Source organism: Nonomuraea sp. NPDC005692, from assembly GCF_040631115.1.
In the GTDB taxonomy this organism is placed as follows: Bacteria; Actinomycetota; Actinomycetes; order Streptosporangiales; family Streptosporangiaceae; genus Nonomuraea.
In genome coordinates, this window is record NZ_JBEXYU010000011.1 from 188,493 (window position 1) to 201,339 (window position 12,847).

The window sequence follows — 12,847 nt, forward strand, 5'->3', positions numbered from 1 at the left end:
TTTGATTGCGGCCTTATAGCGAATCGACGTATCCTCTGGATGTATCGACTCGATACATCGACGCGAGAGGGGGCGGTTCCAGTGGCCAGCGGACAAGGCAGAGTTCTGGAGCTAGCCGTGCTCGGGTCGCTGCACGAACAGCCGCTACACGGCTATGAGCTGCGCAAACGGCTCAACGCCCTGTTGGGCATGTTCCGTGCGTTCTCCTATGGATCGCTGTACCCCTGTCTGCGATCACTACTGGCCCAGGGCCTCATCGTGGAGGAGCAGCCCGCTCCCGCCACGATGGTCGGCGGCCGGTCGAAAATCGTCTACAAGCTCACCGCGGAGGGCAAGGAACGCCTCCAGGAGCTGCTGACCCAGGCCGGCCCGTCAGCCTGGGAGGACGAGAGCTTCGGTGTGCACTTCGCCTTCTTCAGGCACACGGAGGCCGAGGTGCGCCTGCGCATCCTCGAAGGCCGCCGCAGCCGCCTGGAGGAGCGCCTCGACAGCGTGCGCACGGCGCTGGCCCGTACCAGGGAGCGGCTCGACAGCTACACGCTCGAGCTGCAGCGCCATGGGCTCGAGTCGGTCGAACGCGAGGTGCGTTGGCTGAACGAGCTGATCGCCACGGAGCGGCGGGCCTCGGAAGGGCCCGAGAGAGATACCACGTCAACTGATGAGTAAGGGAGCGAGTGCGATGGGTTCGGTTCGCGTGGCCATTGTCGGTGTCGGCAACTGCGCGTCTTCGCTGGTCCAGGGCGTCCACTACTACAAGGATGCGGACCCGGCCGCGCGAGTGCCGGGCCTGATGCACGTGAAGTTCGGTGAGTACCACGTGGGTGACGTCGAGTTCGTCGCCGCCTTCGACGTGGACGCCAAGAAGGTCGGCCGCGACCTTTCCGAGGCGATCGTCGCCAGCGAGAACAACACCGTGAAGATCACGGATGTGCCGCCGACCGGGGTGACCGTACTGCGCGGCCACACCTTCGACGGTCTGGGCGAGTTCTACCGCGAGATCATCGAGGAGTCCGACGAGGAACCCGTCGACGTGGTCAAGGTGCTCCGCGACAACCAGGTCGACGTGCTGGTGTCGTACCTGCCGGTGGGCTCGGAGGAGGCCGACCGCTTCTACGCGCAGTGCGCCATCGACGCCAAGGTGGCGTTCGTCAACGCGCTGCCGGTCTTCATCGCCTCCGACCCCGAGTGGGCCGAGAAGTTCACCGAGGCCGGGGTGCCGATCGTCGGCGACGACATCAAGTCGCAGGTCGGCGCCACCATCACGCACCGCGTGCTGGCCAAGCTGTTCGAGGACCGCGGTGTCGAGCTGCTGCGCACGTACCAGCTCAACTTCGGCGGCAACATGGACTTCATGAACATGCTGGAGCGCAGCCGGCTCCAGTCGAAGAAGATCTCCAAGACGCAGTCGGTCACCTCGCAGATCCCGCACGAGATGGGCAAGGCCGACGTGCACATCGGCCCGTCGGACCACGTGCCGTGGCTCGACGACCGCAAGTGGGCGTACGTGCGCCTGGAGGGCCGCTCGTTCGGCGACACCCCGCTGAACCTGGAGTACAAGCTGGAGGTCTGGGACTCCCCCAACTCGGCCGGCATCATCATCGACGCCGTGCGCGCGGCCAAGATCGCCCTCGACCGGGGCATCGGCGGCCCGATCCTGTCGGCGTCGTCGTACTTCATGAAGTCGCCGCCGGAGCAGTACTCCGACGACGAGGCCCGCGAGTACGTCGAGAAGTTCATCAAGGGTGAGGTCGAGCGCTGACCTGTGGGCCCCTCGCGGCCGCGGCTCAGCCGCGCGCGGCGGGGGGCAGTTCGTCGTCGGGGGCCGGACGCCAGGTCATCGGGTCGGCGCCCAGCTCGCTGAGCAGCGGCACCTGCTCCCTGCACCACGGCGAGATCGCCAGCAGGCCGCTGCGCACGCCCTCGGCGAACTCCTTCCACGGCATCCAGCGCACCTCCCCCACCTCGTCGGGGTTGGGCGCCACCGGGGCGTCGACCGTGACGCGGTAGACCGGGCACAGCTCGTGCTCGACGATGCCGTTGCCCATGACGGCGCGGTAGGAGAAGCCGGGCAGCATGAGATCGGCGCCGCCGGCGTGCAGGCCCAGCTCGTAGGAGAGCCTGCGGATGACCGCCCGGCCGAGCGGCTCGCCCGGCAGCGGGTGGCCGCAGCAGCTGTTGGTCCAGACGCCGGGCCAGGTGATCTTGTGGCTGGCCCGCCTGGTGAGCAGCACGCGGCCTTCGGGGTCGAAGACGTAGCTGGAGAAGGCTAGATGGAGCGGGGTCTCCCGGCCGTGCACCGACGTCTTGGGCGCGGTGCCGAGCGCGTGCCCCTCGCGGTCGACCAGCACAACGTGTTCCTCAGTGGTCACGCTTTGAAGCGTACGAGATCGTCATGCGCGTTCGGAACCCGCCCGGCCACCTCCGGCGCATCCTATGCCGCGGTGCGCCCGGCTAGGCTGACGGGGTGTCATTCGTCGCCGATCTCCGCGTCGTCCTCCAGGGCCGTGACTTCCGACGGCTGTTCAGCACGCGGCTGGTCTCCCAGTTCTCCGACGGGATCTTCCAGTTCGGCGTCACGAACTTCGCCTTCTTCAGCCCGGAGAAGCAGACGACCGCCCTGGCGGTGGCCGCCGGCCTGGCCGTGCTGTTCCTGCCGTACAGCGTGCTCGGGCCGTTCGTCGGGGTGTTCATCGACCGGTGGTCGCGGCGGCAGATCCTGGTCGTCGCGCCGTTCGTGCGCGGTGGGCTGCTGCTGGTCGCGGCGGCGCTGGTCGCCTCCGACGTGCCCGACCCCGTCTTCTACACGGCCGCGCTCGGCGTGCTCGGGGTCAACCGGTTCTTCCTGGCCGCGCTCGGCGCCTCGCTGCCGCACGTGGTGCCGTCCGACCGGCTGATGGCGGCCAACGCGGTGACGCCGACCTGCGGCACCGTGGTCACGTTCGTCGGCGTGGGCGTCGGGTTCCTGCTGCGCGAGGTGTTCGGCGACAGCGACCGGGGCATCGGGCTGCTGCTGGTCGTGTCCGGCGTGATGTTCGGGCTGAGCGCCCTGGTCGCCCGCACGATGGACCGCGCGCTGCTCGGGCCGTCCTACGACCCCGATCAACCCCAGGCCCGCGAGGCCCTGCGCAACGTGGTCGCGGGCCTGGTCGACGGCGCCCGCCACCTGGCGCATCGCCGCGACGCCGCCGCGACCATGGGCGCGATGGCCGCCCACCGCTTCCTGTACGGCATGGCCACCGCCCTCGGCATCATCCTGTACCGCTACTACTTCACCGACGGCGATCCCGACGCCGCCCTGCGCGGCATCGGCCTGGTGGTGGCCGCCTCCGGCTTCGGCTACTTCCTCGCGGTGATCATCACCCCGTACGCGACCGAGCGGTTCGGGATCGGCCTCTGGGTGGTCATCGCGCTGTCCTCGGCCGGCGTGCTGGCGGGCGCGCTCGTCCTGCCGTTCCAGACGTGGGGGCTGCCGATCGCCGGCTTCGTGCTGGGCGTGGCCGGGCAGAGCGTCAAGATCTGCGCCGACACGACCGTCCAGCGCGACGTCGAGGACGCCTACCTCGGCCGTGCCTTCTCGCTCTACGACATGCTCTTCAACGGCATGTACGTGCTGGCCGCCGCGCTCTCGGCCGCGATCCTGCCGCCCAACGGCAAGTCGTACCTGGCCGTCGTGATCATCACGGTCGGCTACCCCCTCGCGGGGCTGGCCTACCGGATGGTCACGACGTCGTCGTCACGCTCCCAGGCCGTGTGACCTCGCCCAGTCGAGCAGCGCCTGGGTGGCCGCCTCCTTGCCGAGCACGCCCTTGTCCAGCCTGAGGTCGAGCAGGAACTTGTACGCCTGGCCAACCACGGGCCCAGGGCCCACGCCGAGGACGGCCTGGATCTCGTTGCCGTCGAGCTCGGGCCGCATCTTGGCCAGCTCCTCCTCCTCGGCGAGCCGGGCGATGCGCTCTTCGAGCTGGTCGTAGGTGCGCGACAGCGCCGCCGCCTTGCGCTTGTTGCGGGTGGTGCAGTCGGCCCTGGTCAGCTTGTGCAGGCGGCCGAGCAGGTGGCCGGCGTCGCGCACGTAGCGGCGCACGGCGCTGTCGGTCCACTCCCCCGTGCCGTAGCCGTGGAAGCGCAGGTGGAGCTCGACCAGCTGGGAGACGTCGGCCACGACGTCCTTGGGGAACCTCAGCTCGGTCATGCGCTTCTTGGTCATCTGCGCGCCGACGACCTCGTGGTGGTGGAACGACACCCGCCCGCCGGCCTCGTGGCGCCGGGTCTTGGGCTTGCCGATGTCGTGCATGATCGCGGCCCAGCGCAGGATCCGGTCGGGCTTGCCGTCCTCCTCCTGGGCGATGGCCTGGTCGAGGACGGTCAGGCTGTGCTCGTAGACGTCTTTGTGCCGGTGGTGCTCGTCGATCTCCAGGCGCAGCTTGGGCAGCTCGGGCAGCACGTGCGCGGCCAGGCCCGTCTCCACCAGCAGGCGCAGGCCCTCGCGCGGGTTGGCGCCGCAGAGCAGCTTGTCGAGCTCGTCGCGGATGCGCTCTGCCGAGACGATCTCGATGCGCTCGGCCATCGCGGTCATCGCCGCCAGGGCGGCCCGGTCGACGCCGAAGCCGAGCTGGGAGGCGAACCGGGCGGCCCTGAGCATGCGCAGCGGGTCGTCGGCGAACGAACGCTCGGGGGTGCCGGGCGTGCGCAGCCGCTTGGCGCGCAGGTCGTCGAGACCGCCGTAGGGGTCGACGAACTCGTGGCCGGGCAGGCGCACCGCCATCGCGTTGACCGCGAAGTCGCGCCGCTCCAGGTCGGCCTCCAGCGTCTCGCCGTAGGCGACCTCGGGCTTGCGCGACTTGGGGTCGTAGGACTCGCTCCGGTACGTGGTGATCTCGATCAGCCAGTTGCCCTTGCGCAGGCCGACGGTGCCGAAGTCGATGCCGATCGTCCACACGGAGTCGGCCCAGTCCCTGACGACGTCGAGCACCCTGTGGGGGTTGGCGTCGGTGGTCAGGTCGAGGTCGTTGCCGACGCGGCCCAGCAGGATGTCGCGCACGGGCCCGCCGACGAGGGCCAGCTCGTGGCCGTGGTCGGCGAACAGGCGGCCGAGCTCGTCGGCCACCGGTGCGATCTTGCGGAACAGGTCGTGCATCGCCCGCTGCTGGCTTTCGGTCATTGTTGAGTCGGACAAACCCTGTCGGTCCTTCGATTCCGGAACATATCCCCCGAGCCACATCAGGTCCGGGTTACCTTCGGTCTGGGGACCGTCGGGGGCCATGGAACAGGGCGAGACGGAGGAGGACTTCATGAAGGACGCCCTCGCGATCCACCGCTGGCTCCTCGCACACCAGGTCCATCATGAGATCGTACGCCTTCCGCGCCCCATGACTTGCGCGGAGGAACTGCCGGAGACGGTCTCCGCGGAGCCCGGGCGGTGCGTCGTGGTCACCGTGTTCGACGTCGCCACCAGGATCGGCAGCGAGGTCGTCGTCGCCGTCGTGTCCACCGCGGCGGCCCCGCCCCAGCCCGGCGTCGTCGGGGGCCTGCTGGGCGCCCGCCAGGTGCGGCCGGCCCCGGCCTTCCTGGTCAACTCGGCCACCGACTACACCGACGGGCTCGTCTGCCCGCTGCTGCTGCCGGAGTCGCTGCCGGTGCTCATCGACGACCGGCTCGTCGCCGACGACATGGCGGTCTTCACGGCCACCGGCGAACGGCACACCGCACTCTGTCTTCGTGCGCTCGACCTGCTGAACCTCCTCACCGGCAAGACCGTCGACCTGCGTACGCCCCGACCACGGGGAACACGCGAGGCGGTCGCGCCGCGGCACTGAACCCGTACCATTGCGGGCGTGCGCCGTCGTACCCCAGCTCTGGCATGCGTGTGATCCGTAAGGTCGCGCTGCTCGCCGTGATGTCCGTCGCGTCGCTCGCCCCCATGGTGGCGGCGGCGCCGAACTCTGCTGCCACGGTGGAGGCGGCGCGGGAGACGCTCTCGGTCTCCATCACGTCGATCACGCCACAGGTGACGAGCAGCCCGACCGACGAGATCAAGTTCACCGGCACGGTCCGCAACGACACCGGAACCGCGCTCGGCCCCCTCCGCGTACGCCTGCGCTACACGAGCGAACGTTTCTACGACCGCGCCTCCATGGCGGCGTACCAGACCGACCAGAACAACGCCACGCTGCCCGGCAACGTCTCCCGCACCTCGGCCATGGACATCCCGGCCCTGGCCGTCGGCGGACAGGCCACCTGGACGTTCACGGCGACCCCGATCCAGCTCGGCTACCGCGCGTTCGGCGTCTACCGGATCGCCGTCGACGTCTCCCAGAACGAAGTGCCGATCACGGCGCAGCGCACGTTCCTCACCTATGCCCCGCCCACCACGCCGAAGCTGCCGCGCAACAAGCTGGCCGTCGCCCTGCCCGTCATCGACCAGCCCCACCGGGGCTCCGACGAGACGTTGTTCGTCGACGACAAGCTGAGCCAGTCGCTCAGCGGCAAGGGCCGCCTGGCCGACCTGGCCCGCATCGCGCAGACGGCGCCGAAGAAGGTCACCTGGTTCGTCGAGCCGTCGCTGCTCGACGACCTGAAGGCGATGACCAAGGGCTACCACGTCAAGACCAAAGACGGCACCGAAGGCAAACCGGCCAACGACACCGCCGGCACCTGGCTGTCCACCATGAGCACGGCGCTGGCCGCCTCCCCCGTCATCGCCACCCCCTACGGCGACCCCGACGTGGCGGCCCTGGCCCACCAGGGGCTCGACGCGCAGCCCGGCCGGGCGATCGAGCTCGGCGGCCAGACCGCCAGGGCGCTGCTCAACCGCAACGCGCAGACCTCGATCAACTGGCCGCCCGCGGGCGTGCTCGACGCCGACGCGCTCGACCTGCTCTCGGTCAGCCCCGGCAAGGTCTCCACCGTCCTGCTCAACTCCACCAACCTGCCGCCGCAGCCGCCCGTCAGCCACACGCCCGACGCCGCCGCCACGCTCGACACCGTCGCCGGCCCGGTCAAGGCGCTGGTCGCCGACGCCGAGCTGAGCCGGCTGTTCGAGCCGACCGCGCCCACGACGGTGCTGCTCAGCACGCAGCGCTTCATCGCCGAGACCGCGATGATCGCCGCCGAGACCGGGCAGGTCGAGCCGCGGTCGCTGGTCGTCGCGCCGTCGCGCCGCTGGGACCCCAACCCGACGCTGGTCACCAGCCTGCTGAAGACCGCGGACAAGCTGCCGTGGCTGTCGATGACCACCCTCGACTCGATCAAGCCGAGCAAGACGGCCACGCCGCGGGCCGGGCTCACCTACACCGACCAGGACCGCAAGGAGGAGCTGAGCGCCAAGTACCTGGCCCCCGTCAAGGAGGTCGCCACGCAGGCGCAGCTCACCGCCTCGGTCACCGGGACCAAGGCGCCCTCGGCCTTCGACGCCGCGGTGCTCAGGCTCACCTCGTCGGCCTGGCGCAACAACACCCGCGCCGGCCGCGCGGTGACCAAGCTCGTCGGCACGGCCGTCGACGAGCGGATCGACAAGATCCAGATCACCGACGCGCCGCGCACGCTCGCCGGCAGCAACGGTGTGGTGCCCATCAGCGTGAAGAACTCGCTGGACAAGCCCGTCACGCTGCACATCGACGTCAAGTCCAACGACCGCGGGCGGCTGCAGATCCAGCCTCCGCCGCCGGAGCCGCTGGTGATCGGCGGCAACCAGAGCGGCACGCTCCAGGTCTACATGACCGCCACCACCAGCGGCGACGCCACCGTCACCGTGCAACTGCGCACGATCGACGGCCTGCCCTACGGCAAGCCGCAGCGCCTGACCATCCGCACCACCGGCTACACCGGCATCGCCCTGGTCATCGTGGGCGCCGCGCTGACGGTGATGCTCGCCGCCGTCGTGACGCGGATCCTGCGCCGCCGGTCGGAGCGACGGCTCGCGCGAGCGGGCAAATCCCGGGAGAGTGAGACCGTATGAGCCGCATGCTGCGGGCCAGCGCCATCATGGCGGCGGGCACGATGGTGTCCAGGGTCACCGGGTTCGCCCGCACGATGGTGCTGGCCTACGCCATCGGCACCGCGGCGCTGGGCGACTCCTACAACGCGGCCTACGCGATCCCGTACAGCATCCTCGACCTGCTGCTGCTCGGCGTGCTGAGCAGCGTCGTGGTGCCGATGATCGTCCGGGCGCAGCAGCACGACGCCGACGGCGGCCGCGCCTACGAGCAGCGCCTGCTGACGCTGGCCACCGCCGTGCTGGTCGTGGTGGCCGTGCTCGCCGTGCTGGGCGCGCCGCTGCTCATCGACCTCTACACCGACTGGGACCGCGGCAGCATCAAGTTCGAGACCGGGGTCATGCTGGCCCGGTTCATCCTGCCGCAGCTCGCCTTCTTCGGGATCGGCGCGGTCGCCGGCGCCATCCTGAACACCCGCGACCGCTACGGCGCTCCCATGTGGGCGCCGGTGCTCAACAACCTGGTCGTCATCTGCGTGTTCGTGGCCTACGCCGTGGTCGGCAGCGGGTCCGACATCGAGGCGGTCACCACCGGCGACCTCGCGCTGCTCGGTCTCGGCACCACGGCGGGCATCGTCGCCCAGGCGGTGGTGCTGATCGTCGCGCTCAAGCGGGTGGGGTTCTCGTTCGTGCCGCGTTTCGACGTGCGCAACGCCCGGCTGGGCGAGATGGGCAGGGCCGGAGTCTGGACCATCGGCTACGTGGTGGTCACCCAGCTCGGGTTCATGCTGACGACCAACCTGGCCAGCTCGGCGGGCAACGAGGTGGCCGGCCACGGCATCAGCCCGTACACGCTGGCGTTCCAGCTCTTCCAGCTCCCGTACGGGATCATCGGGGTGTCGGTGATCACGGCGATGCTGCCCCGGATGAGCCGGGCGGTGGGCGAGGGCCGGCTCGACGACGTGCGCACCGAGTTCGGGTCGAGCGTGCGGCTCATCTGCTCGCTCATGGTGCCGGTCTCGCTGCTGCTGATGGTGCTCGGCCCGGCGATCACCGTGCCGATCTACGGCCACGGCGCCAACAGCGTCGCCGACGCCGTCTACATCGGGAACGTGCTGCAGGTCTACGGCCTCGCGCTGGTGCCGTTCGCGGTGTTCCAGCTCCTGCTGCGGGTGTTCTACAGCTTCGGCGACACCCGTACGCCGGTGTTCGTGGGGGCCGGCACGACCGCGGTCAACGCGCTGCTCATGGTGATCTTCTTCGTGCTGCTGCCCGCCCGCTACGCGGTGATGGGCCTGGCGCTGGCGTACGCCGTCGCGTACGGGCTGGGCGCGGTCCTGGCCTGGACGCTGGCCAGCCGCCGCGTCCAGGGCCTGGGCGGCTGGACCATCGGCACGGCGCTGACCAGGATGTACCTGGCCTCGCTGCCCACCGCCGTGCTGGGGCTGCTCACGGTCTGGGTGGTCACTCAGCTGTTCGGCGGTCTCGGTTTCGTCAACTCGCTGATTGTCCTGGCCGTGGGTGGTGGGCTGGGACTGTTGCTCTATCTCGCCGTCGCCCACAGGATGCGCATAGCGGAGGTCAACTCACTCGTTGGTATGGTCGCCAGACGCGTAGGTCGGTAGTAATTGGGAAATCCGGCATATGGACGGACTTGACCACGACGGCTGACGAGTTTCCCGCTGGCAAAGAACGCGGGCGGAATCGACTCGGCACTACCATGGTGCCCGACACGCGCGAATGGAAGCAGGAGGGGCGTGGGCGGATCCACCCGGCATAGCGTGCCTACGTGGGACACCACCACGCAGGTGAGTCGAGTCATGAGCACGCCCGATCGGCCTAGCGGAGAGAGCCTGTGAGCACGTCGGCCGTGGAACCCGGCACCCGACTGGCCGAACGCTTCCGGCTGGAGGACCGCGTCACCGAGTCCGACGGCGCGACCCTGTGGAAGGCGATCGACGAGATCCTCGCGCGCCCGGTGGCGGTGCACACGTTCGGCCCCGACTTCCCGCGCGTGCACGAGGTCGTCACCGCCGCCCGTGCCGCGAGCCGACTCACCGACCCGCGCCTGACGCAGGTGTTCGACGCCGGCGAGGACGACAAGCACTCCTACGTGGTCAGCGAGTGGGTCACCGGCGAGACGCTGACCGACCTGCTCGCCGCCGGCCCGCTGGAGCCCGAGCGCGCGGCCGGCCTGGTGGCCGAGGCCGCCGAGGCGCTGGCGCACGCCCACGAGGCCAAGCTCTACCACCTGTGCCTGCGCCCGTCCCACCTGGTCTGGACGACGGGCAACACGGTCAAGGTGCTCGGCGTGGCCGTCGACGCCGCGCTGTCCGGGCTCACCACCGACCAGCCCGCCCTCGACGACGCCGAGGGGCTGGGCAGGCTGCTGTACGCCGGCCTGACCGGCCACTGGCCCGGCGACGAGGAGGAGGGCGGCCTGCCCGCCGCTCCCATGATCGACGGGCACTTCTGCTCGCCGCGACAGGTCACCGCCGGCGTCCCGAACTATCTGGACACCGTCACCGTCCGCGCCTGCCTTCCCGAGTCGCGCAAGGGCCAGGGCGCGCTGGTGAGCCCGTCCGAGGTCGCCGAGGCGCTGGCCGACGTGGCGCGGCCCATGCCGATCGCCATCTCCTACCCCTCGACGCCGGCGGTCGCCTCCGCCTCGCACACCGAGGGCCTCGACATCGCCCACCGGCAGCAGCGCACCATGCCGCCCCCGCCGCCGGTGCCGCGCCGGCCGCCCAGCCAGGGCGGCGGCAGCGTGCTCAACCGGGTGCTGATGACGCTGGTGGTGCTGCTGGTCATCGCCGCCGTGGGCGTCGGCGCCTGGACGATCGGCCGCAGCCTCGGCAGCCCCGCCACCCCCGAGGCGTCGGTCAGCCCGACCACCGGCAAGTCCTCCGCCTCGGCCTCGGCCCAGGCCGTCAAGCCGGACAAGGCCAAGGGCTTCGACCCCCTCGGCGACGACGGCGACGAGAAGTCCGACATCGCCGAGCTGGCCATCGACGGCAAGCCCAGCACGGCCTGGACGACCCAGAGCTACGGCAACGCCGAGCTGGGGAACCTCAAGAAGGGCGTCGGCCTGCTGCTCGACATGGGCAAGTCCATGCAGATCAGCGACGTGGTGGCCACGCTGGCCAAGGCCGACGGCGCGAGCGTCGAGCTGAAGGTCGGCGACTCCCCCGAGCTCGGCTCGCTCAAGACCGTGGCGACCGAGAAGAGCGCCTCGGGCAAGACCACCCTGACCCCCGAGGACCCGGCAACCGGTCGGTACGTTTTGATCTGGTTTACGCGCGTTCCGGCAGATGCGGGCCAGTTTCGTGGCACCATCTATGAAGTAGTGGTGCATTCTCCCGGATCGGCATAAATCAGGAATCTCTCTTGTGAACTCCCCACCCGAGACACCCTCACCAGCGGAGCGGCCGGCGATCACAGACGCCGAGCTGCTGACCGCGCACATCAACGGGGATCCACACGCGTTCAGCGAGATCGTCAAAAGGCACCGTGACCGCATGTGGGCGGTGGCGCTGCGTACTCTCGGTGACCCTGACGAGGCGGCGGACGCCGTTCAGGACGCGTTCGTCTCCGCATATCGCAAGGCCGCCTCGTTCCGTGGCGAGGCGGCGGTCACCACCTGGCTCCACCGCATCGTCGTCAACGCCTGCCTCGACCGGATGCGGCGCAAGTCCGTCCGTCCGGTGGCCGACGACGAACTGATCGAGGCCGCCGAGCGGGACAGCCCGCTCCCCGACCAGACCGTCGAGCGCGAGGTCTCGATGGAGGTTTCGGCCGCTCTGAAACTGCTGCCCGCCGACCAGCGAGCGGCGCTCGTGCTCGTGGACATGATGGGCTATTCGGTCGAAGACGCAGCTCAGGTGCTACAGGTGCCGAGCGGCACCGTGAAGAGCAGATGCGCACGGGGTCGCGCGAAACTTGCCCCAATTCTTTCGCATCTGCGGAACCGTTCGGACCTCAATCGCGTCTCATCCGCGAAGGGAGCAGAACTTCGTGACGGGTGATACGCACTACGATCTTGAGGTCCTGGCCGAGCTGGCAGAGGATCTCTTGGACGCCGCGACGGCACGCCGGGTCCGCGAGCATCTCGCGGTCTGCGACCCCTGTGGGGAGCTGCTGGCAGACCTTGCGGCGGTTCGCGAGGTGCTCGCGGCGACCCCAACACCGGCCATGCCGATGGGCGTCGCACTGCGCATCGACAAGGCGCTGGCCGCCGAGGCGGAGTCCCGCCGCGGGGGTGTCGACCTCGTGGAAGCACCAGACTGGGACAGGCTCATGCGGGACTCCCCGTGGGAGCAGCCGGCGGCGGAGATCCCCGAGCCGGTACGTCTCGGGGTGGTCTCCGACGACGGCACCATCGTCCCGGCCCGGACCAGGTCGGCACGGCGGCGCAGGTGGGCCATGCCCGCCGTGGCGGCGTCGGCGGCGGCCGCGGTGGTGGTCGGCACGCTGGCGCTCTCGGGCGGGTTGCTGGCCGGCGGGAGCGAGCCGGGCGGTTCGTCCGGGCCCACGGTGGCGCAGCCCGCGACACCGTCGAAGCCCCACCAGCGGGCCAGGGCCTACGCGCTGACCGACAGCAACTACAACTACAGCGACCGGGAGCTGCGCCAGCCGCTGCTCGGGTACTTCGGCGCCGCTCCGGCCCTCGAAGGCCCCACGGACACCGCCAGGGTCGACCGATGCGTCGGCAAGGTGGCCGCCCGTTCGAAGCTGAAGACGTTCGCGGTCGACCAGGGCCAGTACAACGGTCAGGAGGCGCTGATCGTGGCCTCCTGGAAGGACCAGGCCGCCAAGAAGCTGCGCATCGACATCGTCGACCCGTTCAATTGCAAGAACCTGCGCAAGCCCACATTGGGCCGCTGGTAATCGAAAGCCCACGTCAGAGCCCGCTTCGGC

11 protein-coding genes are annotated in these 12,847 nt (G+C 70.0%); 9 read left to right on the top strand and 2 right to left on the bottom strand.

Going from position 1 to position 12,847, the window contains the following annotated elements:
- Positions 1 to 81 precede the first annotated feature (81 nt).
- Together ABZ459_RS24045 and ABZ459_RS24050 are read left to right on the top strand one after the other, a co-directional pair.
- Positions 82 to 666, top strand: coding sequence for a PadR family transcriptional regulator (locus tag ABZ459_RS24045; RefSeq protein ID WP_125640646.1), 585 nt, complete (start codon positions 82 to 84; stop codon positions 664 to 666).
- A gap of 13 nt (positions 667 to 679) precedes the next feature.
- Complete coding sequence (locus tag ABZ459_RS24050; protein ID WP_357974001.1) at positions 680 to 1,759, top strand: inositol-3-phosphate synthase; 1,080 nt, start codon at positions 680 to 682, stop codon at positions 1,757 to 1,759.
- A 25-nt stretch (positions 1,760 to 1,784) separates the two neighbouring features.
- Here the strand turns inward: ABZ459_RS24050 and idi are convergent, their stop codons facing one another.
- Positions 1,785 to 2,369: an isopentenyl-diphosphate Delta-isomerase gene (gene idi, locus ABZ459_RS24055; protein ID WP_357974004.1), complete on the bottom strand. Its 585-nt coding sequence runs from the start codon at positions 2,367 to 2,369 to the stop codon at positions 1,785 to 1,787.
- A gap of 95 nt (positions 2,370 to 2,464) precedes the next feature.
- On the opposite strand from idi, the gene ABZ459_RS24060 reads away from it, so the two are divergent.
- The gene (locus ABZ459_RS24060) at positions 2,465 to 3,754 is read left to right on the top strand and encodes an MFS transporter (RefSeq protein WP_357974007.1); all 1,290 of its coding nucleotides are present in this window, start codon (positions 2,465 to 2,467) and stop codon (positions 3,752 to 3,754) included.
- Here the strand turns inward: ABZ459_RS24060 and ABZ459_RS24065 are convergent.
- Positions 3,734 to 5,158, bottom strand: coding sequence for a CCA tRNA nucleotidyltransferase (locus ABZ459_RS24065; protein WP_357974010.1), 1,425 nt, complete (start codon positions 5,156 to 5,158; stop codon positions 3,734 to 3,736). The genes ABZ459_RS24060 and ABZ459_RS24065 overlap by 21 nt on opposite strands.
- A 130-nt stretch (positions 5,159 to 5,288) precedes the next feature.
- On the opposite strand from ABZ459_RS24065, the gene ABZ459_RS24070 reads away from it, so the two are divergent.
- The 6 genes from ABZ459_RS24070 to ABZ459_RS24095 all read left to right on the top strand — a co-directional run bounded on the left by ABZ459_RS24070 (position 5,289) and on the right by ABZ459_RS24095 (position 12,817).
- Entirely contained in the window at positions 5,289 to 5,813 is a 525-nt protein-coding gene (locus tag ABZ459_RS24070) for a YbaK/EbsC family protein (protein WP_357974014.1), read from the top strand.
- Between the two features lie 44 nt (positions 5,814 to 5,857).
- A complete protein-coding gene (locus ABZ459_RS24075; RefSeq protein WP_357974017.1) occupies positions 5,858 to 7,954 on the top strand; it encodes a DUF6049 family protein in 2,097 nt (698 codons plus the stop codon).
- Positions 7,951 to 9,555, top strand: coding sequence for a murein biosynthesis integral membrane protein MurJ (gene murJ, locus ABZ459_RS24080; RefSeq protein WP_357974020.1), 1,605 nt, complete (start codon positions 7,951 to 7,953; stop codon positions 9,553 to 9,555). The genes ABZ459_RS24075 and murJ overlap by 4 nt, the downstream gene beginning before the upstream one ends.
- Before the next feature lie 230 nt (positions 9,556 to 9,785).
- Complete coding sequence (locus ABZ459_RS24085) at positions 9,786 to 11,303, top strand: protein kinase family protein (protein WP_357974023.1); 1,518 nt, start codon at positions 9,786 to 9,788, stop codon at positions 11,301 to 11,303.
- A 16-nt stretch (positions 11,304 to 11,319) separates the two neighbouring features.
- Positions 11,320 to 11,955, top strand: a complete 636-nt coding sequence (gene sigM / locus ABZ459_RS24090; protein WP_352322958.1) for an RNA polymerase sigma factor SigM — start codon at positions 11,320 to 11,322, stop codon at positions 11,953 to 11,955.
- Positions 11,945 to 12,817, top strand: a complete 873-nt coding sequence (locus tag ABZ459_RS24095) for a zf-HC2 domain-containing protein (protein ID WP_357974026.1) — start codon at positions 11,945 to 11,947, stop codon at positions 12,815 to 12,817. The genes sigM and ABZ459_RS24095 overlap by 11 nt, the downstream gene beginning before the upstream one ends.
- Positions 12,818 to 12,847: the final 30 nt, after the last annotated feature.

Excerpts from the sequence above, each read along its gene's own strand:
- ABZ459_RS24050 (WP_357974001.1), top strand. The coding sequence starts at position 680 with ATGGGTTCGGTTCGCGTGGCCATTGTCGGTGTCGGCAACTGCGCGTCT.
- ABZ459_RS24065 (WP_357974010.1), bottom strand. The coding sequence starts at position 5,158 with ATGACCGAAAGCCAGCAGCGGGCGATGCACGACCTGTTCCGCAAGATC.
- ABZ459_RS24070 (WP_357974014.1), top strand. The coding sequence starts at position 5,289 with ATGAAGGACGCCCTCGCGATCCACCGCTGGCTCCTCGCACACCAGGTC.
- ABZ459_RS24075 (WP_357974017.1), top strand. The coding sequence starts at position 5,858 with ATGCGTGTGATCCGTAAGGTCGCGCTGCTCGCCGTGATGTCCGTCGCG.
- murJ (WP_357974020.1), top strand. The coding sequence starts at position 7,951 with ATGAGCCGCATGCTGCGGGCCAGCGCCATCATGGCGGCGGGCACGATG.